At 24.7% G+C, this 24,681-nt stretch carries 20 protein-coding genes; 15 read left to right on the top strand and 5 right to left on the bottom strand.

Annotated features, from left to right (window positions below):
• Positions 1–110: 110 nt before the first annotated feature.
• Positions 111–560: a hypothetical protein gene (locus tag MBBAR_RS05610; protein WP_080460326.1), complete on the bottom strand. Its 450-nt coding sequence runs from the start codon at positions 558–560 to the stop codon at positions 111–113.
• A 295-nt stretch (positions 561–855) separates the two neighbouring features.
• Between MBBAR_RS05610 and MBBAR_RS05605 the strand changes: the two genes are divergently transcribed.
• The 11 genes from MBBAR_RS05605 to MBBAR_RS05560 all read left to right on the top strand — a co-directional run bounded on the left by MBBAR_RS05605 (position 856) and on the right by MBBAR_RS05560 (position 13,911).
• Positions 856–1,140, top strand: a complete 285-nt coding sequence (locus MBBAR_RS05605; RefSeq protein ID WP_080460325.1) for a hypothetical protein — start codon at positions 856–858, stop codon at positions 1,138–1,140.
• A gap of 314 nt (positions 1,141–1,454) precedes the next feature.
• Positions 1,455–3,662: a hypothetical protein gene (locus tag MBBAR_RS05600; RefSeq protein WP_080460324.1), complete on the top strand. Its 2,208-nt coding sequence runs from the start codon at positions 1,455–1,457 to the stop codon at positions 3,660–3,662.
• Between the two features lie 111 nt (positions 3,663–3,773).
• Entirely contained in the window at positions 3,774–3,956 is a 183-nt protein-coding gene (locus MBBAR_RS10245) for a hypothetical protein (protein ID WP_158082538.1), read from the top strand.
• 431 nt (positions 3,957–4,387) lie between these two features.
• Positions 4,388–5,065: a thymidylate synthase gene (locus MBBAR_RS05595; RefSeq protein WP_080460323.1), complete on the top strand. Its 678-nt coding sequence runs from the start codon at positions 4,388–4,390 to the stop codon at positions 5,063–5,065.
• A gap of 335 nt (positions 5,066–5,400) precedes the next feature.
• On the top strand, positions 5,401–6,417 hold the full coding sequence (gene hypE / locus MBBAR_RS05590) for a hydrogenase expression/formation protein HypE (RefSeq protein ID WP_080460322.1): 1,017 nt from the start codon (positions 5,401–5,403) through the stop codon (positions 6,415–6,417).
• A gap of 137 nt (positions 6,418–6,554) precedes the next feature.
• Complete coding sequence (locus MBBAR_RS05585; protein WP_080460321.1) at positions 6,555–7,025, top strand: RDD family protein; 471 nt, start codon at positions 6,555–6,557, stop codon at positions 7,023–7,025.
• Between the two features lie 264 nt (positions 7,026–7,289).
• Positions 7,290–7,568: a signal recognition particle protein Srp19 gene (locus MBBAR_RS05580; protein ID WP_249025036.1), complete on the top strand. Its 279-nt coding sequence runs from the start codon at positions 7,290–7,292 to the stop codon at positions 7,566–7,568.
• A 335-nt stretch (positions 7,569–7,903) separates the two neighbouring features.
• Positions 7,904–9,310, top strand: coding sequence for a single-stranded-DNA-specific exonuclease RecJ (gene recJ, locus MBBAR_RS05575; protein ID WP_080460319.1), 1,407 nt, complete (start codon positions 7,904–7,906; stop codon positions 9,308–9,310).
• A gap of 112 nt (positions 9,311–9,422) precedes the next feature.
• Positions 9,423–10,928 (top strand): B12-binding domain-containing radical SAM protein, encoded by a 1,506-nt coding sequence (locus MBBAR_RS05570; protein ID WP_080460318.1) that lies wholly within the window; start codon positions 9,423–9,425, stop codon positions 10,926–10,928.
• 392 nt (positions 10,929–11,320) lie between these two features.
• A complete protein-coding gene (locus tag MBBAR_RS05565; protein ID WP_080460317.1) occupies positions 11,321–12,577 on the top strand; it encodes a glycosyltransferase family 2 protein in 1,257 nt (418 codons plus the stop codon).
• A 524-nt stretch (positions 12,578–13,101) separates the two neighbouring features.
• Positions 13,102–13,911: a DUF7839 domain-containing protein gene (locus MBBAR_RS05560; RefSeq protein ID WP_080460316.1), complete on the top strand. Its 810-nt coding sequence runs from the start codon at positions 13,102–13,104 to the stop codon at positions 13,909–13,911.
• A gap of 157 nt (positions 13,912–14,068) precedes the next feature.
• Here MBBAR_RS05560 and MBBAR_RS10730 read toward each other — a convergent pair whose 3' ends face one another.
• The gene (locus MBBAR_RS10730; RefSeq protein WP_394334523.1) at positions 14,069–14,431 is read right to left on the bottom strand and encodes a thermonuclease family protein; all 363 of its coding nucleotides are present in this window, start codon (positions 14,429–14,431) and stop codon (positions 14,069–14,071) included.
• Positions 14,432–14,891: 460 nt separating this feature from the next.
• Between MBBAR_RS10730 and MBBAR_RS05550 the strand changes: the two genes are divergently transcribed.
• Positions 14,892–15,620: a CRISPR-associated protein Cas4 gene (locus tag MBBAR_RS05550; RefSeq protein ID WP_080460314.1), complete on the top strand. Its 729-nt coding sequence runs from the start codon at positions 14,892–14,894 to the stop codon at positions 15,618–15,620.
• On the opposite strand, the gene MBBAR_RS05545 is transcribed toward MBBAR_RS05550, so the two are convergent.
• Both MBBAR_RS05545 and MBBAR_RS10240 read right to left on the bottom strand, forming a co-directional pair.
• The gene (locus MBBAR_RS05545; RefSeq protein ID WP_080460313.1) at positions 15,621–16,355 is read right to left on the bottom strand and encodes a potassium channel family protein; all 735 of its coding nucleotides are present in this window, start codon (positions 16,353–16,355) and stop codon (positions 15,621–15,623) included.
• A 310-nt stretch (positions 16,356–16,665) separates the two neighbouring features.
• Positions 16,666–16,806: a hypothetical protein gene (locus MBBAR_RS10240; RefSeq protein ID WP_158082537.1), complete on the bottom strand. Its 141-nt coding sequence runs from the start codon at positions 16,804–16,806 to the stop codon at positions 16,666–16,668.
• A gap of 1,194 nt (positions 16,807–18,000) precedes the next feature.
• Here MBBAR_RS10240 and MBBAR_RS05540 point away from each other — a divergent pair.
• The 3 genes from MBBAR_RS05540 (at position 18,001) to MBBAR_RS05530 (ending at position 22,393) form a co-directional block, all read left to right on the top strand.
• On the top strand, positions 18,001–19,290 hold the full coding sequence (locus MBBAR_RS05540) for a DEAD/DEAH box helicase (protein WP_080460312.1): 1,290 nt from the start codon (positions 18,001–18,003) through the stop codon (positions 19,288–19,290).
• Between the two features lie 509 nt (positions 19,291–19,799).
• Positions 19,800–21,632 (top strand): DUF5906 domain-containing protein, encoded by a 1,833-nt coding sequence (locus MBBAR_RS05535; protein WP_080460311.1) that lies wholly within the window; start codon positions 19,800–19,802, stop codon positions 21,630–21,632.
• A gap of 155 nt (positions 21,633–21,787) precedes the next feature.
• Positions 21,788–22,393, top strand: a complete 606-nt coding sequence (locus MBBAR_RS05530; protein WP_080460310.1) for a DNA-3-methyladenine glycosylase I — start codon at positions 21,788–21,790, stop codon at positions 22,391–22,393.
• A 200-nt stretch (positions 22,394–22,593) separates the two neighbouring features.
• Here the strand turns inward: MBBAR_RS05530 and MBBAR_RS05525 are convergent, their stop codons facing one another.
• The gene (locus MBBAR_RS05525; RefSeq protein WP_143746143.1) at positions 22,594–22,977 is read right to left on the bottom strand and encodes a hypothetical protein; all 384 of its coding nucleotides are present in this window, start codon (positions 22,975–22,977) and stop codon (positions 22,594–22,596) included.
• Positions 22,978–24,681 lie beyond the last annotated feature (1,704 nt).

The raw sequence follows: 24,681 nt of genomic DNA, 5'->3' as shown, positions 1-24,681 counted from the left end.
CAGTAAATAAAAATAAGTAACTAAAAATAAGTAAATAGAAATAAGTAACTAAAAATAAGTAATTAAAAGAAAAATAAATAAGTGATAAATAATATTATTTAATAAAAATATTATTTAACTCTTAATAACATATAAACAGAGCCATAATCTGTTGATGTTCTACCTTCAGTAATTGTTTTTCCATCTTTATCAGTAACTATTACATGAGTAGTTCCACTTCCTTGTTGATTAATTGTAATACTTGCATAGTTGCTTATAGTTCCTAGATCAATTTCTTGACTACCAGAGCCACTATTTTGAGAATATCTTCCATCAGTTGTAATATATGATGTCCAACTATTTTCTGTTTCTATATTAATGTTATATTCTCCCTGTGGTATGCTAATTGTTGAGGTTGTACTATTATTTCCTCCGATTGTAATATTTGTATTAGTGATTTCATTTGTTACTTGATTAGCTACGAAAGCAAAGGTTATAGCTCCAACCACACAAAAAATAGCTATAACAATAATTAATATCACAGCTACTTTTTTTCCTGTACTCCATTCATCAAAACCCATTTTAAACCCCCTAAATTTTAAATTTGATTCTGTATATGTTAATATTATGTATTTATAAATATATAATTATTATCTTTTGTTATAATATATTATTATTTTCATTAATTTTTTATTTTATAGGAAAAACTTAAAAAAGTATTATTTATAAATATAATAACTAGTACAAAATGTACTATGTTAATATACGTAAGTTGCAATGATTATTTCTGAATTGTAACGATTTGTAACTATTAATAAGAATAACAATTTAAAAATGTTAAATATAACTAATTGTCTTAAATAGGGGTGTAAATTAATGTTTGAAAAAGAATTAATGCAAAATATTAAAGAATCAGAATATAAAAAAGAAGTTTTAATGCTATTATTTGAAAAAGAAAGAACTAAAAATGAGATGATGGAGATTTTAAATATAAAAAGTCTCGAGTTATCAAGAATACTGCGATTTTTTAAGAAAAAAGAGCTTATAACATCTCATATGTCATTTGATCACCATGTTTTTGAATATTATATTGCAAATGATGGGGTTGTTTTATTGACAATGTTAAACAATGAATTAAACAATGAAAATAGTGATGATTGAATTTACTAGTTGTATATTTTCTTATATGGTTAAAAATGAATTTTCATTATATTCTCATTAGTATTATCCTTATTATTATAATTATTTATTATAATTATTTATTATAAAATTATAATTAGTTGTATTAATGTTTTTTAGTATTGTTTTCATGCTATTATTTTTATATTATCATTATTATTCATTATTACTTTTTTAAAAATTTACATAAAGTTTATATACTGTTTTATTCATAGCTTATGGTATTGAGTTTATTAAGAATTTTTATTAAATTCAATATTTTTTATTAATAAGAGGATAAAGGGAGGTGTAAAATTATGTATTTAAGTATGAATCGTAAACTTTTTTCTATAACTATTGGAATTTTTCTAATATTGTTTTTTTTATCATTATCTAGTTTAGATGCTGCAGTGATTGATAATGGTAATGGAAGTGTTTCTGTTAATGATTCTAGTACTATTAGTGATGGTTTAAATTCATTAACAACTAATTATCAGGGTAATGGTACAATTTATCTTAATGAAGGTAATTATAGTGGTTCAGGTAATGTAAATCAGACAATATCTAATCGCAATATTACTATAATTGGTAATGGGTCATCTGAAAAAACTGTAATTGATGGTTCTTTTGTTAATTGGTTATTTAGGATCAATAATGGCCAAATAACTCTCATTAACTTGAAAATAGCTAATTCTTTCACTGGGTTAAGTGCATATCCGGGTATTATTTCTATTAGTGATGGTGCTATCACTGTTTCAGGTTGTGATTTAATAAATAATATTAATAGTAATACTGCATCTCATACTGGTGGAGTAATTTTTGCAGATAATTCTACAGTGAATGTTATTAATTCTAATTTTATTAATAATTCTGCAATAAGAGGTTCAGGAATCACTGTTGAAAATTCAACAACATTTATTAGGAATTCTAAATTTGTAAATAATCATGATTCTTTTACTGGAGGAGCTTTTTATGCTTCAGGTAACAGATCTAGTGTTACTATTAGTAATTGTGATTTTATAGGAAACAATGCTACTTCTGGTGGTTCAATATATTTAGCTCAAATTGGTGGTCAAGATAACAACAATACTTTTGCAATAATTAATAATTCAAGATTCATTAATAATACTGGTACAAATTATGGTGCTATTTTCACTGGATTTAAAACTTATATTGTTAATTCTATATTCACTAATAATTCAGCTACTGTTAATGCTGGTGCTTTGTTAACTCAATATTATTGTAATATAACTAATTCTACATTTGAAAACAATAAAGCTAGCAATGGTGGAGCTATCTATAGTTCTGCTGCATTGTTTTTAATGAATTCTTATTTTACTAACAATTCTGCGAATGGTATTGGTGGTGCAATATATAAAGTTATTGACTATATATCTGCTGATGGTTGTTATTTTATAAATAATAGTGCTAATAGAGGTGCAGGAATAGGAATTTCATCTCTTGTAACATTAGATGTAAATAACTCTGTTTTCAACAACAATCAAGCTGTTGATTTTGGTGGAGCAATTTTTACTAATAACGGAAACTTTAATTCAACTATAGGTAATTCTAAATTTAATAATAACTCTGCTTCTTATGGTGGAGCCATTTATAATAATGGTAGAATGCTTTTGAATAATAATCTGATGTTTGGAAATTCTGCAACTATTTTAGGTAATGTTATATTTAATAATTATACTATAGGTATTCTTAATTTGACTTTTATTGGTAATAAAACTGTTTATCCTTCTTCTAAGGATAATGTAATTTTGAATGCTACTTTAATTGATGATATGGGTAATCCTATCACTGGTCAAATCGTAACATTTATTATTGAGGGTAATACTTATTCTGCTATGGTTGTTGAAGGAAAAGCTAGTATTATGTATAATTTTTCATCAAAAGGTGAATATGTTTTGACTGGATTTTATAATGGTAGTGGAATTTATCCAATAAATATTTATAATGGATTAATAAGCTTTTTTGGTAATTTAACTTCTGATTTATCATTAGATAAGAGCAAAGTTAAAGTTAATGAAACTGTAAAAGGTTCAGTAAATATTTCTAACATTGGAAATTGGAAAGAAGAGGATGTTATTCTTGTTCTGACATTACCAGATAATTTTATATTAGATATAATACCAACTAATGCAGTATATGATAGTCAAAAAAATACTTTGACCTGGTTTATTGGGGATTTAAATCCAGATGATAGTTTATCTTTTGATTTTATAGGTAAATTTATTAATTCAGGTAATTATACTTTTTATTCTAGTGTTTTTAATGATAATGTTTCTATTAATAATTCAGCGCTTATTGAAGTAATAAGAGAAGATAATAATAACACAAATAATACAAATAATACAAATAACACAAACAACACTAATAAAATAGATATTAATAACACCAATAATACAAATATTAATCAGGTTTATTCAGGTATGAAAGCTACAGGAATACCAATCATTGGATTAATATTAATAATCTTAAGTATAACTGGAATTGGTGTTTATAGGAAAAAATAAAATCATTAAAAATTTTTAATTTTTAAAGTTTTTTGAGGATTTTTTAATCCTCATTTTTTTTAATTATTAGTTTTTAGTTTTGCTATATGAGTTATAAACAATGATAAATAAGTGAGTATTAAATATTATAATCATAAAATGGAAATGATTAATATTTTAAATGGTATTGATGTTGGAAATAATTATAATTATGTTTATGGAGATATTATATATTCTTTCAAACTATTTTTAGGTCAGAATAATGAGTATATTGATGAAATTATAAATATTGTTGGTGAAGGCAACAAGTTGTAAGTTATCTTCAAAGAATAATATTTTTGAATATATTATATCTAATGTTGATATAATCTCTAAATAATTCTAATAATGAAAATACAAACAATACAACTACTAATCATATTACTAGACAATTTGACAATAATCTAATTTATTCAAATATGAAATCTACGGGTATAACTTTAATTACTATAATTTTGATAACTATTGTTTCATCATTGTTTTTTAATGTTAAAAAGAAAAAATAATTTATAACAGTATTTTTTTAGGTAGATATATTTTCAAATTTACTAAATTTCAAATTTTTCAAATCTTTCAAATTATTTTTTAAATTATTTTTTAAATTTTTATTTATTTTTATATGATAATAGCTATAAATAATAATAGCTATATATAATATTTATATAAATGATTTATGTAACTGATTTTCAAATATTTGGAGATATAAAATGCCTATATTAATAGAAGTTGATGAAATAGCTGATGGATGGGAAACATTAGTTAAGGAAATAATGAAAAACGGTAAAGATGTTAATGATGAAAGAGGTTCTTTAACTAAAGAAATTTTAAATGTAATGGTTTCTATTAAAAAACCATTTGGCAAGGATGCTGGAGGGGATTTCTTTAATATTCAATCTAATTCTCATGATATATCTAATATAAGAGTTCCTGAAGGCTATTTCTGGAAAGGTGACAGGTTAAAAACTTATAGTGAACAATTTATAAGTGATGATAAACAAGGGTTTGTTTATACTTATGGAAACAGGCTTAGAGCTCATTTTGGAGGTGTAGATCAAATAAATGAAGCTATTGAAAGGCTTAAAAATTGTAGAGAATCTAGAAGAGCAATTTCTATCACCTGGGATCAAGTGGTTGATTCAAAAAATGATGAAGTTCCTTGTATGATCTTAGTTGACTTTAAAATAAGGGATGATAAGCTTTATACAACTGCTCTTTGGAGAAGTCATGATATTTACGGGGCTTGGTTTCCAAATGCAGTAGGTCTTAGCTATCTAGCTCAATATGTTTCAGAAAGAGTCGATGCAAGTATTGAAACAATAACAATTCATTCAATCAGTGCTCATATTTATGAGGTTAATTTTAAAGAAGCTCGAGAGCTTTTGTAGTTATTAAATAGCTATTTTATTATTATATTATTATAAATTATATGCTATTTTTTATTTTTATAGATTATATGCTATTTTTTTTATAAATTGTTATTTTATTCTTTATAATTAATTTTTATAAGTACACTTTATAATTCATTATTTTATTTTTAGATGTTAATGCTAATTTTTATTGCATAAATTTAATAATGATAATAGTAAAATAAATAATTATATTGATTAATGTCTTATCAATATTATCTTATCAATATTCTATTGATATTACTTCTATAATTTTTCATATTACTATTAAAAAAATTACTATATTAATAAAAATTACCAAATAAGAGGATATAATGAAAATAGGGATGTCACATGGTGCTGGTGGAGAAGTTATGGGGAAACTTATCTCTGAAACTATTCTTAATAACTTATCAAAAAAATCTGTAAATGGGGGGATAGGGTTAGATGCGCTTGATGATGGGGCAACAATACCTTTAGAAGATTATGAGGTAGTTGTTACTACTGATGGTCACACTATAAACCCTTTGTTTTTCCCAGGTGGAGATATTGGTAGAATTTCTGCAGCTGGGACAATAAATGATGTTGCTGTTATGGGAGCAAAACCTTTAGCTATTACAAATGCAATGATAATTAAAGAAGGCTTTTCGATTGAAGATCTTGATAAAATTATAAAATCTATGGATGAAACTTGTGCTGAAGTAGATGTAGCTATTATAGCTGGTGATACTAAAGTTATGGAACAAGATAAAATTGATGAGTTGGTTGTAGTAACTACTGGCATTGGTATTGTAGAAAAAGGTAAAGCTATAAGAGACTCTGGATTAAATGTTGGGGATAAAATAATCATTACTGGAAGTGTTGGAGATCATGGAATCTCTTTAATGTCTTTTAGAGAAGGTTTTGGTTTTGAAACTGACCTTAAATCTGATGTTGCTCCTGTGTGGGGAATGGTGGAAAAGGCTCTTGAAGTTGGAGGAGTTACTGCTATGAAAGATCCTACAAGAGGAGGATTAGCTAATGCTATTAATGAAATGGCAAGTAAATCTGGTGTTGGAATCCTTCTTCAAGATGAAGCAATACCTATAAAACAACAGGTAAAAGCTGTTTCTGATATGCTTGGTATAGATCCTTATGAAGTTGCAAATGAAGGAAAAATTGTTATGGGTGTTAAACCTGATTTAGCTGAGGAAACATTAGATGCAATTTCTAAAGATAAATATGGAAAAGATGCAGCTATTATAGGAGAAGTTATTGAAAATAGTAATACTCATGTTTTAATAGAAACTGAAGTTGGAGGGCAGAGGATTTTAGAATCTCCAATTGCAGATCCAGTTCCTAGAGTGTGTTGATTTTTATTAATGATTATAATTATTAAAAAATCAGAGATTTCTTAAGTTTATAAAAATAAAAAAATTTTCATAATTATTAATTCATTGTTTTAGTATTAATTCATGATTTAATAAATATTTATTAAAATGGTGTTATCATGGTAAGTGTGTTTAAAAAAAGGGTTTTAGCATATATTGCTGACTATTTTGTTGTTTCAGCTATTATGTGGATTATAGCAGAGTTATTGTATATTATTGTATTCCCTTTTTCTGCATTTTTTGTTTATGAATATATGATAATCTTAGCTCCTATTATTGGTTTAGCCTATTTTATTCTACTAGAAAAAAAATTAGGAACAACTGTTGGAAAACATTTATTATTTTTAAAGGTTCTTTCAACTGATAGCTATAATTATAATAATAAAATTTCATATAAACAATCTGTAATAAGAAATCTATCAAAAATTTATTGGATACCTATAATATTTGATATTTTAATTGGTAGATTTACTGGTTCTTCTAATGAAAGAATTTTAGGAAGACTTTCTCATTCTGAAGTTGTTCTAGAAGATATGCAATATTCGAATAAAGTAAGTTTAAATCCTGAGTTAAGCGAAGATAATGATTAAATCTTATTAATAATTTATGAATATTGGTTTTATAATTGTTAAATCAATAATTTTTAAATTTATTATTGTTAAATCTATAACTATTAAATCTATAACTATTAAATTTATAAATATTAAATCCATAGATATTAAATTTATAACTTTTAAATCTATAGTTCGCTGTTAAATCTATAGCTGTTAAATTCCCAATTGTTAAATATGAATATTATATTTGTTGAATATTGTATTTGTTGAATATTATGTTTGTGAATGTTAGGTGATAATTTGGAAACAATTATATGGCCAGTTTATATTGATTCAAGTAAAAGTCGGAATGATGGAAGGAAAATTAGTAAAAATAATGCTGTAACTAATCCAAAATTAACTGAAATCGCTCGTGCTGCACGTAAATTAGGTTTAAATCCTAAAACTGAAGATGATAAGTATTACCCTAGGTTTTGGTGGGATAGTTCTGGGAGAATCATAGTTGAACGTGAAGAAATATCAAAAAATAAGCTTTTAGTTGATATTAGTCAATCAATAAAATCTTTAAGAAAAAAATAGTTTAAAGGTATAATTATTTAAAAGCTTTTAAATAATTACACGATAATTATTAAAACTATATTAGTTAATATTACAATTATATTTAAACTAAATATGTTTTAAAGGATAATTATACTTATTATTATAGAATATTACTAAAACTATTACTAAAACCATTATTAAAACCATTATTAAAATTATTATTAAAATTATTAATATTATTATTAATATTATTATTAAAACCATTATTTATATTATTATTAAAATTATTAATATTATTAATATTTAATATTATAAATATTTTTATAAATATTATTATAAATATTATTAATTTTAAAGAGTTCTAAAGGGAAAGTATGGAAAAATTACCTTTAAAAATGAAACAATTATTCAATAAAGCTAAATTAATGATAGAATCTTCAGAAGATATTAAAATTTATAGTCATAATGACTGTGATGGTATATCTGCAGGAGCTATTTTATCTACAATTCTTGATAGGCGAGAAAAAGACCATGATATTGAGATTGTTAGTTTAGATAAACTCGAAAATTTGGAAATAGAAAATGAGTTAACTCTATTTTCAGATTTAGGTTCTGGCCAAGAAGTTGATAAATTAGCTAATAATGATTCAAAGATAATTATTTTAGACCATCACCCTCCTATTCGAGATTTAAACTATCGAGATAAAGTTTCTTACAACTATTTAGAAATAAATCCTCTTCATCATGGTATTGATGGTTCTTATCATGTTTCTGGTGGAGGATTAAGCTATTTATTAGCTAGAGAATTTGGATATGCTGATTTAAGTTGGATTGGTGTTCTTGCAGCTATTGGAGATATGCAAAATAGTAGTTCTGGTAAACTTGAAGGTTTAAATTCAATTATCTTAAATGATAGTGTTAATCAAGGTTATGTTCAATCATTTAATGATTTATCTTTATATGGAAGACAAACTCGTCCTCTTTTTGTAGCTCTTTCTTATTTTAGTGATGTTAATTTACCTATAACTAATAATAGAACTGAATCAATAGCTTTAATGAAAGATTTAGGTATTCCTCGTAAAGTTGGTGATAGGTCTAGAACACTTAGTGATTTAGATATTTCTGAGAAGGGGAAATTGTTTTCAGAGCTTGTTAAAATGTTATCTAAAGAAGTTCCTAAACGATATATTCATTATGTTCCAAAGCTTGTAGCTAGTGATTCTTATGAGTTTATGATGGAGGAAAACCATACTTTTTTAAGAGATGCTGCTGAATTTTCAACTGCTATGAATGCATGTACAAGGAATAATCGTGAGGATATAGCTTTAGAAATATTAAAAGGTAATAGGACTGATGCTTTAGATCAACTTGAAATTATTTCAAAAGAGCATAGAAGATACCTTGCTCAAAATATTCATAGAATCGAAGAAGAAGATATGATTAAAAACTTAGACAATATACAATACTTTGATGGAAATGGTATTAAAAGTCAGGTTGTTGGAACTATTGCTGGTATGATTCTTAGTTATGGTGATTGGAGAAAACCAATGATTGGTTTTACTCAAATTAGTGATGAAGATGAAAATTTAAAGGTTTCTCTTCGTTGTTCAAGATTACTTGCTTATGATGGTATTCATTTTGGTAATATTATAAGAAAAGTGTCTAAATCTATTGGGGGTAGTGGAGGAGGACATTCTGTTGCTTGTGGAGCTTATATTCCTCTTGATAAAAAAGAAGAGTTTTTATCCACTTTTAATAATCAATTAAATGGAATTTTATAAATTAATATATATGGGTTTTATAAATTAATATATGTGGGGTTTATAAATTAGTATATGTTGTGTTTATAAATTAATATATGTGGAATTTTATTATATATGTGGAGTTTTATAGATGAAGATCTTATTTTTAAATTTACCCTATAAATTTAATATTAGTCGTGCTAGTAGATGGCCTGAAAAGACTAAGGCAGGAACACTTTATTATCCTTACTGGTTAGCTTATGGTGCTGGTGTTTGTGAAAAAAAGGGTATAGAAACTAAATTAGTGGATTGTATTACAAGAGAATACTCTATTGAAGATACCTTAAATGAGATATCGAGCTATGGTCCTGATTATATAATGGCTGAAATAACTACTCCTACTTGTTTTTATGATTTTGAAACTATAAATATTATAAAAAAAGAAAATCCTAATCTTAAAATTATTATTGGAGGTACTCATGCAACTATACTTCCTGAAGAAGTTTTAAATCAATGTGATGGGATTGATTTTGTTGTTCGCCAAGAATATGATTTTACAATTCCTGAAATTATATTTACTCTTAATAATTCTGGAAATATTGATGATAAAGGAGATATTTCTGAAATTAAGGGAATATCTTATAGATCTGACACTATTCATTCAAATGATGAAATTATTGAAAGAGGAAAAATATTTCATAATCCTGACAGAGTTCCTTTAGATGATCTTGATGAGCTACCTTTTGTTTCAAAAGTTTATCAGAAATTTTTAAATGTTGATGATTATGCTTATGCTTTTGCTCAAAAACCTATGATACAGATTGTTAGTGCAAGAGGTTGTCCTAATAAATGTAATTTTTGTTCATATCCTTCTACGATGGGTGGGAGACTATTTAGAACAAGAAGTACCAAGGATCTCGTAGATGAAATAGAATATATTTTAACTGAAATGCCTGAAATTAAAGAAATTTTCATTGAAGATGATACTTTTACAGTTAATAATGAAAGAATTATTGATTTTTGCGATGAGATAATTGACAGGGGTTTAAATCCGATTTGGTCTTGTAATACTCGTGTAGATCTACCTTTTAATGTTATGGAAAAAATGAAAGTAGCTGGATGCAGGCTTCTTGTTACAGGATATGAGTCAGGTTCTCAAAAAGTTTTAGATGAGATTAAAAAAGGTATAACTTTACAACAATCTCTTGATTTTGCAAAAAATACAAAAAAATTAGGTATTAAAGTATTTGGTTGCTTTATGATTGGACTTAAAGGTGATAATTTAGATACTATTAATGAAACCTTCGAATTTGCAAAGAAAGTTTATCCTGACATGTGCTTTTTCCAACAAGCTGTTCCTTTCCCAGGTACTGAGTTTTATGAATGGGTAAAAGATGAAGGTTATCTTATTACTGAGGACTATTCAAAATGGTTAAATGATGATGGTTACTTAAATTGCCTTGTAAATTATCCTTATGCAAGTGCAGAGGAAATTGAGAAAATTCGTGATAATCTTATGAGTAAGTATTATTTTTCATTTACCTATATTTTTAAAACATTTTTAAGTAATTTAGATTGGATAGAGTTTAAAAGGGTTTTTCGTGGTGGTTATGCTTATATCTCATTTAGACTTAAAAAATTAGTAAAAAAGAGCTAAAAATTAGCTAAATTGTAATATTTTTAGTTTATTAATATTTTTAATTTCATAATATTTTTAGTTTGAATAATAATATTCTTAATTTGATTAATATTATTCTTAACTTTATAAATATTATTATAGCTTTATTAATAATATTTTTAGCTATTTTAATTTGAATTAATTTAATTAACGGAGTTTTTATTATTAATATTATTACTATCAATAATAAGAATATCAATAACAAAAATATTAATAACAAGGATATTAATAACAAGGATATCAATAACATCGATATTTCTACTAATGATATAGTTATTGAGAAAGATTATAATATAAACAATAATATAAATGATATAGACAATAATATTAATAATAACATTAATAATACTAATTATAAAATTAGTATAATAATGGCTATTTTTAATGCTGAGAAATATTTAGAAACTTCTTTAAATTCTATAATTAATCAATCGATCGGAGTAGAGAACCTTCAAGTTATATTGGTTAATGATGGTTCTACAGATAAAACTAAAAGCATTATAAATGAATATGCAATGAAATATGACAATTTTTTAGCTATTCACCTTGAAAATAATATTGGAGGGGCTTATGGTCCCAGGAATATTGGTTTAAAATATGCTTTTGCTGATTATTTAATGTTTTTAGATTCTGATGATAGATATGAATCAAATGCTTGTGAAATTCTCTATAATAAAATATCTTCAAAGACTTATGGAAATTTAGATATTGTCTTTGGAAGATATAAACGTATTTATTCAAGGTTTGATGATTTTAATAATAATTCTAATAATTCTAATAATTCTAATAATTTTAATAATTTTAATAATTCTAACAATTCTAAGAATTCTAATACTCCTAATACTTCTAATACTTCTAATATTTCTAATACTTCTAATTCTTTTAATTCTTCTAATTCTTCCAATAGATCTCATGATCATGGGTATATTCAAAAGTCTTATTCTCCTTATGAGGATAATATTGATGAATTTAGTGATGATATTTTAGAAAATCATTATTTGTCTTCTATTTCTTTTTTCTTTTGGAAAAATATTTTTAGTCCTTTATTTTATGGTAAAAAGATAAAAAAATATGATACTGATAATCTTAATACTGATAATGATCATATAAAAGAAATTTATATTAAAAATATTGATGAAGATATAAATATTTTAAAGATTCTCCCTTCTATCTGGACTAAAATATATAAGAGAGATTTAATCATTGAAAATAATATTAAGTTTCCACCTTATATATCAGGAGAAGATTTGAATTTTGTTGTTGAATCTTATTTAAATGCAGATGGAATATTATTTTTGAATGAAGTGTTTGTAACTGATTATTATATGAGGGATTCTCAAGATGACAAATCTGTTACTAAAGATATTTCTTTTAAACTTGTTTTTGATTCTCTGAAGTCTTATAAAAATTGTTTAGATTTATGTAATAAATATGAGTTTAAACATAGTGCTTTGATTTTAAACCCTTTTTTATTGAATTGGATAGAACTATATTTAAAATTTAAAGGAAACAATAATGAAAAAGAAGAAATTTTAACTTTAGCTAAACAAATGAAGGAATCTTATAATGATGGTTTTATAGCTAAATTATTAATGTCTTTCACTATTTTTATAATAAAATTTTTTTAATAAATTTAATATAAACTCAATATAACTCCAATATAAATTTAAAAATTTATTATTAAAGTATTATTTTTCCTTTAACTTCTTTCAATGAGTTTGGAACTAGTTTTAGTGTCATTATATTCTTCTTAATCTTTTTAATCTTTTTTTAATATTTTTAATACTTTTTAATCTTTTTAATCTTTTTTAATATTTTTTAATACTTTTTAATACTTTTTAATATTTTTTACTATTTTTTCTTATATTAATTATAATTCCATAAAATTATATTAAATATAAAACTATTTGTTATAATTATATGATTTATTGTAATGATTTTATTATCTAATGATTTTGTTATGATAATGTTATCTTTAAAATGCTAATCTTTAAAAGCATATAATTAAATACATAAACCTAATTATTATTATATAACAGTATAAATTGTTAAGTATAAATTTTTAAGTATAAATTGTTAAAATAACAAAAGTATAAATCATTGCTAATATAGATATAATTAAAACTATTGTTTATATTGTATGGAGGATACAATGAAAATCTTTAAAAAAAGAGGAGAAATGACTCATTTTCAGATATTGAGCGAAATATCTAAACAAGAACCTCATTTACGTCAAAAAGACATTGCTGAACGATTGGGAATAACAGTACAAGCAGTATCTGAAAATATAAAGACTTTAATTGAGGAAAGATATATAACTTCTAAAGATGGCAGAGCTCCTTATAAAATAACTCAAAAAGGAATATCTAAAGTTAAAAAAGATGCAATAAGTCTTAGAAAGTATTCTGATGATGTTTTAGAAACTATGAATTATTATAAATCTATTTGGCCAGCTATTGCCACGGAAGATCTAAAAGAAGGTGAAAACGTTGGTTTATTCATGGAAGAAGGGCTTCTTTATGCAGGTAAATCTAAACAAAGTGCTAATGCTGAAGTTTTATGTGATGTTAAGAAAGGTGAAGATGTTCCTTTAAGTTCCTTAAGTGGACTTATTGATTTAAAAGTAGGTCAAGTAATTATAGTTACTGTACCAACTATTAAACAAGGAGGATCACGTAATGCTGATCTTGAATTAATTAAATCATTGTACACTTCTGATTTTAAAAAATGGGGAATTGAAAAAATAGATAGATTTGGAGCTATGGGCACGGTTTCTAGATCTGTAGCTAATAAATTGAGTATTCCTGTAGATATTGAATTTGCAATATCTTCTTCTAGTATATCTGCTGCAAAAAAGGGATTAAATGTTTTGATTTTAGTTGTTGGGGATATGGCTAAAGGTATTATAAGAAGATTAGAAGACGATGGTATTAAATATAATGTAGTTGATGCTCATAAATAGTATTTTAATATCATTTATCTCTCGTAATCTTTTATTTCTATTTTACTGTTTTTATTGGCTTATTATTTTGATTTTATTGATAAATTGATTTTATTTATAAAATATTTATTAATATACCTTTTCACTTTTTTAAACAAAATAATCATAGTATTAATGATCATGTCCATTCATAAGGATTAAACTCTGATGGAGGGATAAAAAGTACTTTAGCATAGCCTTTTTTTAATAATTCATTGTTTAGATTTCCAATATCTTCAACATAGACTATTGCTAATATCCTACCATATTTATCTTTAGTTTTAGCATCATCAATATCTAAATATATGGTTTTTCCAAGACACTTACTTTTAACAAAATCTGTTGCATTTTGATATCCTAATTCTCCTCTTTCAGGAGTATTTACTCCTACAAGTCGAATTCTTCCAACACCTCTAACATCTATTGTGTCCCCATCAATGACATGGTCACAAAATCCTTTTGCATCATAATATTTTTTATAATTTTCTGAGTTAATTGAAATATTATTATCAATATTATTAATATTATTAATATTATTACTATTATTATTAATATTGCTATAACCATTATTATTACTATTATTATTATTATTATTTTTTGTATAACTTTGATTGTTTTGATTATTAAAAGAGTAATCGGAATTAATGCTGTTTTCAGACCCTATTAAAATCTTTGATCCCGCTGTAAATAATATAAATATTAATAATATTATCATTATTATTTTCTTGTTTCTTTTTTTCATTTTATCTATTAATTTACTTTATCTATTATTCTTGTTAAATTATATTTATTTTTCTTAAATTATATTTATTAAATATAAATTATATTTATAAAATAATAAAATATATTTATAAAATAAGATAATTATATTTGAATTAAAAACAATATAATTATTTATAATATACTGATTATATTTTTAATAGTACAATATAATAATGTTTAAAAAACTTTGAGGAGTTTTCATGAAAAATAAATTGATTAATAATCCAAATATTAAATATGAAGCTATAAAACATCCTAAAATTAATGGTATTCAGATTATTAATGGTAAAAATAATTTTCCTATAAGTTGGCTAAATCAACAAGGTTATTGTGAGTATAGTTTATATCTTCAATATTTTAAAGGAATTAAAACAGCTCCAACTCAAGAAATGACTTTAGGAACAAAGGAACATCAAAAGCTTGAAGATAAATTTAAAGAGGATGCTGTTCCAACAACTTTTGATGAAGTTTTAAAAACATCTATGGAGGAAGCAGCTGTTTCAAGAGAATTTTTTGTTGTTGCTCCTGAGTATGGAATTAGAGGTTTTATTGATGAAATTTGGATGACTCCTGATGAATTTGTTATTATAGATGATAAACCTGGAAAGATACCTTATCCCTCAACTATTAATCAAGTTTTAGCATATTCATTAGCTTTCAAGTCTATGATTAATAAACTTTCAGAAAATCCTCAAACTACATTATTTTCTCCAAAAAAGGATAAAAGAATGATAAAAGCAGCTTTACGTGAAAGAGGAACTGATAATATATTTTGGATAGATGAATTTGATGAAAATAATGAGAAAAAAATTAGGTTTTTGATAAATAGGATGCAGGGTCTTTTTGAAGGATCAAAACCATTTTTACCTACAAAAAATATTAATAAGTGTAATAAATGTAGATTTCAAAGTTACTGTGAACATTTTTAATTAACTTTTTTTATTTAATAATTCATCTATCTTTTTTTCAATTTTATCTAATCGTTCATCAATTTCTTTTCGATTCTCTTCTTCAATTCTCTTAGTGTAAATTGAGGATATGGCTCCAGTTAATGTGCTGAATACTAGTATTCCCATTACAATTAGGATTATTCCTAATATTTTACCAGTAATAGTGGTTGGAATAACATCTCCATAACCAAGTGTTGTTATTGTTACTAAAACATACCATATTGAGTCTATGAAACTGTTAATTGGTTCTAGCAAGTAAAATGCTACTGAACTACTTATTACAACAATTACAACTGCTGTTAATAATTTATCTAAATGTGTTTCTTTAATAAAATGTGTAAATAGAATTATATTTTTTCTAAATAATATTAGAACTCTTCCCACTCTGATGAGCCTTAACAATCTAACAACCCATGTAACATTACCTAATCCAATCACTGAAAAAATACTATTTAGAAGTATATCTGGTAGCATTGCAATTATATCAATCCAATTATTTTTAACAAAACTTTTTTTATAATTTTCTTTTCTCATTCGATTGATATATTCTATAAATAAGATAATACAGACTAATAAATCAAATAATGATATGCTGTACTCTATTTTTATGGGGAAATCGTAAAATATCGTAGATAATAAAAGTATAGTGTCTGTTAATATTAATATTATAATAATTAGTTCTATAATTGCTTTCTTTTTTGTTTCAAAATTCATCTAAAACTATTTTTAATATACGATTTAATTAACTTTTCTATATTTTTTCAAATATTAATCTATAGTTTTTACATTTTTTAATTTTTCTTGATTTTATTTCTAAAAATAATATTAAAAATAAAATTATTTAAGCAATATTTCATTATGAATACTTTTTTTAATAGTATATTATTATAATTATTATAAAAATTATAAAAATAGGGAGAAATTCTTTAAATATGTTATTTTAATACATAAAAATGAGAAAATATAATATTCACTCACCTTGTGAATATTATTAATTTATTAATTTATTTATTAATTTATTTATTTATTTTTTGTATTTTCTTCTGAGGTATAATTTATAGATAATATAATACACTATTATAGCAATTACAATATATATTAGAATCCAACCCCAAAAGCCTGGGTCAAAACCCATACCTGAGCCATAGTTTACACCATATGCCATTTTATCATACTTTCCTTTATATAGATTATTATAATTATATTTGTTTTTTATACTCTATAAGTTTTTACTATATATAATTAGATTTTTACAAACATTTATAATTTTTTCACTATGAGTTAACCATAATCATTAAAAAAACTAAAAAAAACTAAAATATAGTATTTATAAACTAGAAAAAATAGCTTAAAAGTGATAAAAATAATACCGAAACCATTAAAAAAGTCATCATAGTTGTTTTTCATTGTATTTTAATTATTTAAAAAATATTTATCAAAATTTAAATTACATAAAACTTCAAACATTTAAAATCATCAATGATGGAGGATGTTTGAGTTTCTTCTATTTTTTTTGAAATTCTAAATATCTACACAATATTTACTATAAATATTTACTTATATTATATATTAAAGATATTTTTGTAAAAATAAAATTTATTAACATTATAATATATAATCTATTTTTATTTATATATTTTTTATTTTTTCATTTTTCCCTAAAAGTGGTTAAAAAATCTTATTATTCTTGTTATGAATAAAATAAAAAATGAGAATAGGTTATATTCTTTTTATTACTTTTTTATTACATATATGTATTTTACAAGCAGATTAATAGGATATATTGAGAATCTTTTTTATTTTTATTTTTTCATGGATTTTATAAAAAGTAATGAAAAGACTAGATTTAATAAGAGCATTTAAATACAACTAAGAACATATTAAATAATGTTATATTTAATAGAAATAAATCATTAAGTTTATATTTATTTTAACAATATTTTTTTAAGCATTTTTTCTATTTTTAATAAATTAATAATTTCTATTAATATCTATTAATTACAGCTATATAATAGCTATTAATATTTATCAATAATTTTTATTAGTAATATTTATCAATAACTCTTTATTAATATTATAATCAAATAAAATCTATTAATATGTTGAGTTGATACATTATTACTAGTTTTTAAATTATTAATAATTAATATAATATAAATATTTAATATATATTCTATAGAGAATCAATATATAATTATAATATTGTATACTATAGTAAGATACTAAGATAATAATAATGTATAAATTAACACTGTATGATTTAATGTATAAATTAATACAGTATAAAATACCGTATAAAAAATGATATATAGTGTATTAATTTATATTTTAATTATATTTATTTAATAAGGAAGATCGTATGGAACAATTATCATTTTATAATTTTGATATATCAAAAGAAATTAAGAACGCAGTAAAAGAAATGGGTTTTGAAGAACCAACACCAATTCAAGGTTTGACAATACCTGAAGCTTTAGAAGGTAAAGACATTATTGGACAGGCACAAACTGGTACTGGTAAAACAGTAGCTTTTGGAATACCTGTTTTAGAAAAGATTTTTGTTGAGGATAAAGCTCCTCAAGCTATTATTATATGTCCTACTCGTGAGTTAAGCTTACAAGTAGCTAAAGAAATAGGAAAATTGTCTTCTTTTATGAAAAAATTACATGTACTTCCTGTATATGGAGGTCAACCTATAGGTAGGCAGATTAGAGCTCTTAAAAAAGGAGTTCATATAATTATTGGAACTCCTGGTCGTATAATTGATCATATTGAAAGAGGAACTTTGGATTTATCTGGAATAGAAACAGTTGTTTTAGATGAAGCTGATGAAATGTTAGATATGGGTTTTCGTGAGGATATTGAAAAAATATTAAAGAGAACTCCTAAAAATAGACAAACTTTACTTTTTTCAGCTACAATGCCAAGAGCTATAAAAAAATTAACTCATAATTATCAAAAAAATCCTAAGCATTTAAGAGTAGCTCAACATCTTATAACTGCTCCTGAAATTGAGCAGATATACTTTGAAGCAAGAGAAAAGATGAAACTTGAGTTATTTTCTCGTTTAATGGATATTTACGATTTAAACTTAGTTTTAGTGTTCTGTAATACTAAAAGAAGAGTTGATCGCCTTGTAAGAGATTTAAAAAGTCGTGGATATGATGTTGATGGTATTCATGGGGATATGAGGCAAGCTCAAAGAGATAAGGTAATGAACAAGTTTAGAAAAGGGAGCATTGAAATTTTAGTAGCTACTGATGTTGCTGCAAGAGGTATTGATGTTCCTGATGTTGAAGCTGTTTTTAATTATGATGTGCCTAATGACAATGAATATTATGTTCATAGAATTGGTAGAACTGGAAGAGCTGGTAAAACTGGGTATGCATTTACATTTGTAGCAGGCAAAGAAATATATAAACTTAGAGATATTCAAAAATACACAAAATCAAAGATTAAACAACAGAAAGTTCCTTCTTTAGATGATATTAGGGATATTAAAAATAATTTGATTTTAGATAAAATCAAAAAGTCTATTGAAGAAAATAATCTTAATAAAGAAATTCATAGTGTTGAATCATTGATAGAAATAGGATATAATTCAATAGATATAGCTGCTGCTCTTTTAAAAATGAATAAAGAAAATTAGTCAGTTTGATATTCTATTTTTATTAATTTTTATTAATTTTTAGGCTTTGTAGAAATCCTTATTTTTTTATACTTGAAATTTTTACTTTTGTGAAATTAAATTGTTAAAATAATTCTTTAATTTCAAAATAAAGAATTTTTAATCATATAATCTTTTTTATAATTATATTGATATTAAAAGGATTTCTACAAAGCCAATTTTTTTATTTTTATATTTCTTATTTTTATTTTATTTTTTTTAATTATTTTTTAATATTCCTTTAATTTTAATTTAAAGGCGGGGGGGGGGGGGTAGCTGTTGTTTTTTTTCTTGTGGCTTGTTTATTCATTAATATAATTTATAATTGTTTTATTTATTATTAGCTAGTTTTTAATTTTTTTCTTCTTTTAACTGCCTTTGGTTTGTTTTTTATTTTTTGATAGAAAGCTTTTTATAGGAGTTTTTTTATATTTTATATTAGTGAGTGTTCACTCCTGTTTTTGATTTTTTAAGTTTTTGGGGAGTTTTCAATGGATTTATTATTAGATAATAATCGAAAAATTGCTATTGGAGATGTTATTCTTTCTAAAGGTAAAGATATTGAAAATTTTAATGTTTATCTACTTTATATTCCTTCTAAAGAATATTGGGTTATTATTCAAGGGGATTTTGGGATTAAAACTTTTTCTGTTGAATATTCTAATCCTCCTATTTTACTTGAAGGGTCTAATGATTTTGAAAATGATTCATTGTATTTTTTATTAAATGATAAGATTACAGATTTTATAAAAGATAATTTTGATATTGATAAGATTCCTGATTTTTTTGACATAGTTCTTGATATTGTTAATATCATAGAGGGTATTAGTTCTAATAATACTTCTAATTTTCCTGAAGGTAGTCTTATTTATAATCTTATTGAGGATGCTAGGGAAATATTTACTCTATCTGAATTTGATCTTTTAATTGAAAAAATTAGAAATAATTATAAAAATCGGAAAAATATTTCTAAGAGTAATATGATTCTTGCTAAACTATTAAGTAATAAAGAAAATGTTATTTTGAGAAAAGATTATGGGACAATTTATAAATTAGATGAAAAATCTAATGGTTATAAATTTCTGAGTATCGATGATTTAAAGAGGGTTGTTGATAAGTTGATAGGTGATAAGGAATATGTTAATATAAATGATATTAATACTGCTTTATCTCATATTGGTAATAGACTAAGTCCTCGATATGACTTTGTTCGCTTTAAAAATGGAATATATGATATAAAAAAGATGAAGTTTATTAAAAAATCTAATAAACCAGTTTTCACATTAACAGAAGTTAATCATAAATATAGGCCTGATTTTAAGGGTAAAACTGTAATTGATGATTATTTGAAGAGTTCTTTAAATCGTAGGTCTTCTAAATTAACTAATGATTATATTAAAGGTCTTAAAGAGATTATTGGTTATTTGTTTACTAGTGGTAATGAAGAAGAGATTTTGATTTTTATAGTTGGTATTGGTGGTTCTGGAAAAAGTCTTTTAGTTAATATTTTATCATTGATTTTTGGTAGTCATAAAATTGCAGATCTTAAAATTAGGGATATGAATACTTCTCATGGTACATCTTCTTTAGTAGGTAAACAAATTAACATAGTTCGTGACTCAGATGATACATTGGTTGAAAATATGGCAATATTGAAACAATTATCTGGAAATGATGATTTACAAGTTAATCCTAAAAATAGACCTCATACTATTATTCCTAATAAAGAAGTATCTAAAATCATTGTAATGGCTAATGAAATCCCTGCTTTTAAAAAGCTTGATGATGCTTTTATTGATAGACTGGTTTTCATTGAATTTTTACATAAGTTTAGAGGAACAAAAAAAGAAGATAAAAGCTTATTATCTTTAATATCTAATGATAGCAATGCTATTGAAAAACTAATTTTTGAATCTCTTGAGGCTTATAAAGCTAAAAAACGTGTTGGTAAGGATTTTATACTTAAGAAAAGTTTGAATGAAACTAAAATATTACTTAAAAAGCATTCTAATCCTTTAAATTATTTAATAGCTAAGTTAATTTTGGATTTTGATATAAATTCCACTGAGAAGATTTATGTTGAAGATTTAAGAGTTTTATTAAAAAGATTAGCTAATGTTGAAGGAATTGAGCTATCTTATAATTGTGATGGTGATATTGATGGTAGGTTGATTTCTAAAGCAATTAAATCAACTTTTGATTTAGAAGATTTTAAAATAAATAATAAATCTTATGGTACAAAGATTGATTCTAAGAAAACTAAGAGATACTATCCTTTTTTATGTAAAAATCAAATATTATGGGAGGGTTTAATTAGTGATTAGCTTTTTTAATTTTGGTTGGGTTGTATTTTTTGTATAATTATTACTTTTTATTAGCTAGGAATAAAAATAATACTTATTATGATAATATAATTATATATAAATAATTGGAAAAAATATCAAATTATATTGGCTATGAATTATGAGTGATGATAGATATGTCAGAAAATGGTGATGAAAACTCTAATAAAGAACTAATAGATAACAAACGTTGTGGATGGGTTGGATTGGACCCTCTTTATATCAAATATCATGATGAGGAATGGGGAAAAGAAGTTACAGATGATCATAAAATTTTTGAATTTGTAGTTTTGGAGAGTGCACAAGCAGGTTTAAGTTGGATAACAATTCTTAAAAGACGAGAGGGTTATAAAAATGCTTTTAAAGGGTTTAATCCTGAAAAAGTTGCTAAAATGACTGAAAAAGATGTGGAATGTTTGCTGCAAGATAGTGGAATTATTCGGCACCGTGGGAAGATAGAAGCTACAATTACTAATGCTCAACATTTTTTGGAAATACAAAAAGAATTTGGTAGCTTTTCTAATTATTTGAGAACATTTCTACCAGAAGGAAAACCCATTAATAATCATTGGAAAACATTAAGTGAAGTTCCTAGTTCAACACCTTTATCTGAAACTATTGCTAAAGATATGAAAAAGCATGGCTTCAAATTCTTTGGTCCAGTGATTTGTTATGCTTTTTTACAGGCAATTGGTTATGTAAATGATCATCTAGAAGAATGCCCATTTAAATATACTGATTAAGCTACCTTTTAAATAGAAAAATTAAACAAAAATTGATTTTTTAGTTATTAATATCAAATGGATTTGAACCTTCGATTGCAAGATTGAGAATATTTAGTTTATTTTTAATAGTATGAAGTTAATTATTAGAATAATTTGGTGTTTATTCTTTTAAATTAGATTATTTTGTTGATTAATTTTTTTTTTTTTTGGTATGGTTTTTATTTGAAAGATTTTTGTGTTTTTTCTCTTTTTTTTCTTGTAGCTGCTTTCTGCATACAGATAAACACCATTATATGTTCCTGTGATGTTATTGGCTTGTTTATATGAAGTGTTGTTATAGCTGTATGCAGACAGAGAAACACCAGTGCTGGATGTTCCTGTGATCGTTGTATAGTTTCGGTTATATGTGGTATTTTTGCTGCTGTATGCCTCCAGATAAACACCATAGTCTGTTCCTGTGATGTCGTATTGTCTTGTGTTATATGTGGTATTTTTGCTGCTGGATGCATACAGAGAAACACCATAGTTCGATGTTCCTGTGATGTTATTGGCTTGTTTATATGAAGTGTTGTTATCGCTGGATGCATCCAGAGCAACACCATAGTATGTTCCTGTGATGTTGTATTGTCTTGTGTTATATGTGGTATCGTTGCTGCTGTATGCAGACAGAGAAACACCAGAGCCGGATGTTCCTGTGATGTTGAGTTGTGGTTCTGGTTTATTGGTGTTGTTATCGCTGTATGCATACAGAGAAACACCATAGTCTGTTCCTGTGATGTCATTGGCTTGTTTATATGTGGTATTGTTATCGCTGTCTGCAGACAGAGAAACACCATCGTATGTTCCTGTGATGTCATTGGCTTGTTTATATGTGGTATTTTTGCTGCTGTATGCAGACAGATAAACACCATAGCCTGATGTTCCTGTGATGTTGTGTAATCTTGGTTATATGTGGTATTTTTGCTGCTGGATGCAGACAGATAAACACCAGGGCCGGATGTTCCTGTGATGTTGTGTAATCTTGGTTATATGTGGTATTTTTGCTGCTGGATGCAGACAGATCAACACCAGAGTATGTTCCTGTGGTTGTTATTTTTGGCTTTGGTTTATTGGTATTGTTATCGCTTTATGCATACAGATAAACACCATTGCCGGATGTTCCTGTGATGTTGTGTAATCTTGGTTATATGTGGTATTTTTGCTGCTGTATGCATACAGATAAACACCATATGTTCCTGTGATGTTGTGTAATCTTGGTTATATGTGGCGTTGTTGCTGCTGTATGCATACAGATAAACACCATATGTTCCTGTGATGTTGTGTAATCTTGGTTATATGTGGCGTTGTTGCTGCTGGATGCAGACAGATCAACACCATAGCCTGATGTTCCTATGATGTTATTGTCTTGTTTATATGGAGTGTTGTTATCGCTGTATGCATACAGATCAACACCATTTGATGTTCCTGTGATTTTTGTTTGAGTTAAGTTTGTGGGTTTTTAGTATTTTTTTTCTTTTTTTATTAGTTGTTTTTTGTTTTTTGGAGGTTTTATTTTTCTTTTTTTAGTGATTTGAGGGTATTTTAATAGGTATTGTTTTTTAATTAGTTGTTTTTTCTTTTTTGGAGGTTTTATTTTTCTTTTTTTATTAGTTTGGTGGGTTTTTCTTGTGTTTTTTCCTTTTTTAGTTGTTTTTTGTTTTTTTATGGTGGTTTTCTTTTGTTTTTGTTTCTTTTAGTTATGGTTTTATTTATATATGTTTTGGTTTGATAACAGCTATTTTGATTTTGGTGATATTGTGTTTTTATTTTTTATTTTTTTTTGTTTTATTTTCTCTATTGTTTTGGTGTTTAGCTGTTATTTTTATATTTTTCTTATTTTTTTCTTTATTTTATATGCTTATTTTTTTATTTTATTTGGTTATTATATTTTTTTAGTTTTTTATTGGTTTTTTTTATCTGTTTTTATTATTTTTAAGTTGTTATTGGTTGTATTTATTGTTTTTAGGCTTTTTTATTTTATTTTTTAGCTGTTTTTATTTTATTTGGTTATTATGTGTTTTTTTCGTGTTATATTTTGTTTCCTTCTTTTTTTCTTTTTTATACAGCTATTCTACTGTTTTTGTGGGGGGGGGGGGGTAGCTATTGTTTTTTATTTTTTTTGGGTAGGAAGTTTTTTATAGTAGTTTTTTTATATTATATTATTGTAGCGTAGTGAGTGTTCTCATTGTGCTATGTATTTTTTTATATACTGATTGATTGGATCAGGAGGTGAAAAAACGAAAATGTTTACAATAAATAGATTTTTT

The organism is Methanobrevibacter arboriphilus JCM 13429 = DSM 1125 (genome assembly GCF_002072215.1).
GTDB lineage: Archaea > Methanobacteriota > Methanobacteria > Methanobacteriales > Methanobacteriaceae > Methanobinarius > Methanobinarius arboriphilicus.
Note: the sequence above shows the minus strand (reverse complement) of the source record. Positions and strands in the feature narration are given on the sequence as shown.

Bases quoted from the DNA above. Each gene is read 5' to 3' on its own strand.
- MBBAR_RS05605 (WP_080460325.1), top strand. From the start codon at position 856: ATGTTTGAAAAAGAATTAATGCAAAATATTAAAGAATCAGAATATAAA.
- MBBAR_RS05560 (WP_080460316.1), top strand. From the start codon at position 13,102: ATGAAAATCTTTAAAAAAAGAGGAGAAATGACTCATTTTCAGATATTG.
- MBBAR_RS05610 (WP_080460326.1), bottom strand. From the start codon at position 560: ATGGGTTTTGATGAATGGAGTACAGGAAAAAAAGTAGCTGTGATATTA.
- MBBAR_RS05595 (WP_080460323.1), top strand. From the start codon at position 4,388: ATGCCTATATTAATAGAAGTTGATGAAATAGCTGATGGATGGGAAACA.
- MBBAR_RS05540 (WP_080460312.1), top strand. From the start codon at position 18,001: ATGGAACAATTATCATTTTATAATTTTGATATATCAAAAGAAATTAAG.
- MBBAR_RS05600 (WP_080460324.1), top strand. From the start codon at position 1,455: ATGTATTTAAGTATGAATCGTAAACTTTTTTCTATAACTATTGGAATT.
- MBBAR_RS05535 (WP_080460311.1), top strand. From the start codon at position 19,800: ATGGATTTATTATTAGATAATAATCGAAAAATTGCTATTGGAGATGTT.
- recJ (WP_080460319.1), top strand. From the start codon at position 7,904: ATGGAAAAATTACCTTTAAAAATGAAACAATTATTCAATAAAGCTAAA.
- MBBAR_RS05525 (WP_143746143.1), bottom strand. From the start codon at position 22,977: ATGGTGTTGCTCTGGATGCATCCAGCGATAACAACACTTCATATAAAC.
- MBBAR_RS05550 (WP_080460314.1), top strand. From the start codon at position 14,892: ATGAAAAATAAATTGATTAATAATCCAAATATTAAATATGAAGCTATA.
- MBBAR_RS05585 (WP_080460321.1), top strand. From the start codon at position 6,555: ATGGTAAGTGTGTTTAAAAAAAGGGTTTTAGCATATATTGCTGACTAT.
- MBBAR_RS05565 (WP_080460317.1), top strand. From the start codon at position 11,321: ATGGCTATTTTTAATGCTGAGAAATATTTAGAAACTTCTTTAAATTCT.
- MBBAR_RS05545 (WP_080460313.1), bottom strand. From the start codon at position 16,355: ATGAATTTTGAAACAAAAAAGAAAGCAATTATAGAACTAATTATTATA.
- MBBAR_RS10240 (WP_158082537.1), bottom strand. From the start codon at position 16,806: ATGGCATATGGTGTAAACTATGGCTCAGGTATGGGTTTTGACCCAGGC.
- MBBAR_RS05530 (WP_080460310.1), top strand. From the start codon at position 21,788: ATGTCAGAAAATGGTGATGAAAACTCTAATAAAGAACTAATAGATAAC.
- MBBAR_RS05570 (WP_080460318.1), top strand. From the start codon at position 9,423: ATGAAGATCTTATTTTTAAATTTACCCTATAAATTTAATATTAGTCGT.
- hypE (WP_080460322.1), top strand. From the start codon at position 5,401: ATGAAAATAGGGATGTCACATGGTGCTGGTGGAGAAGTTATGGGGAAA.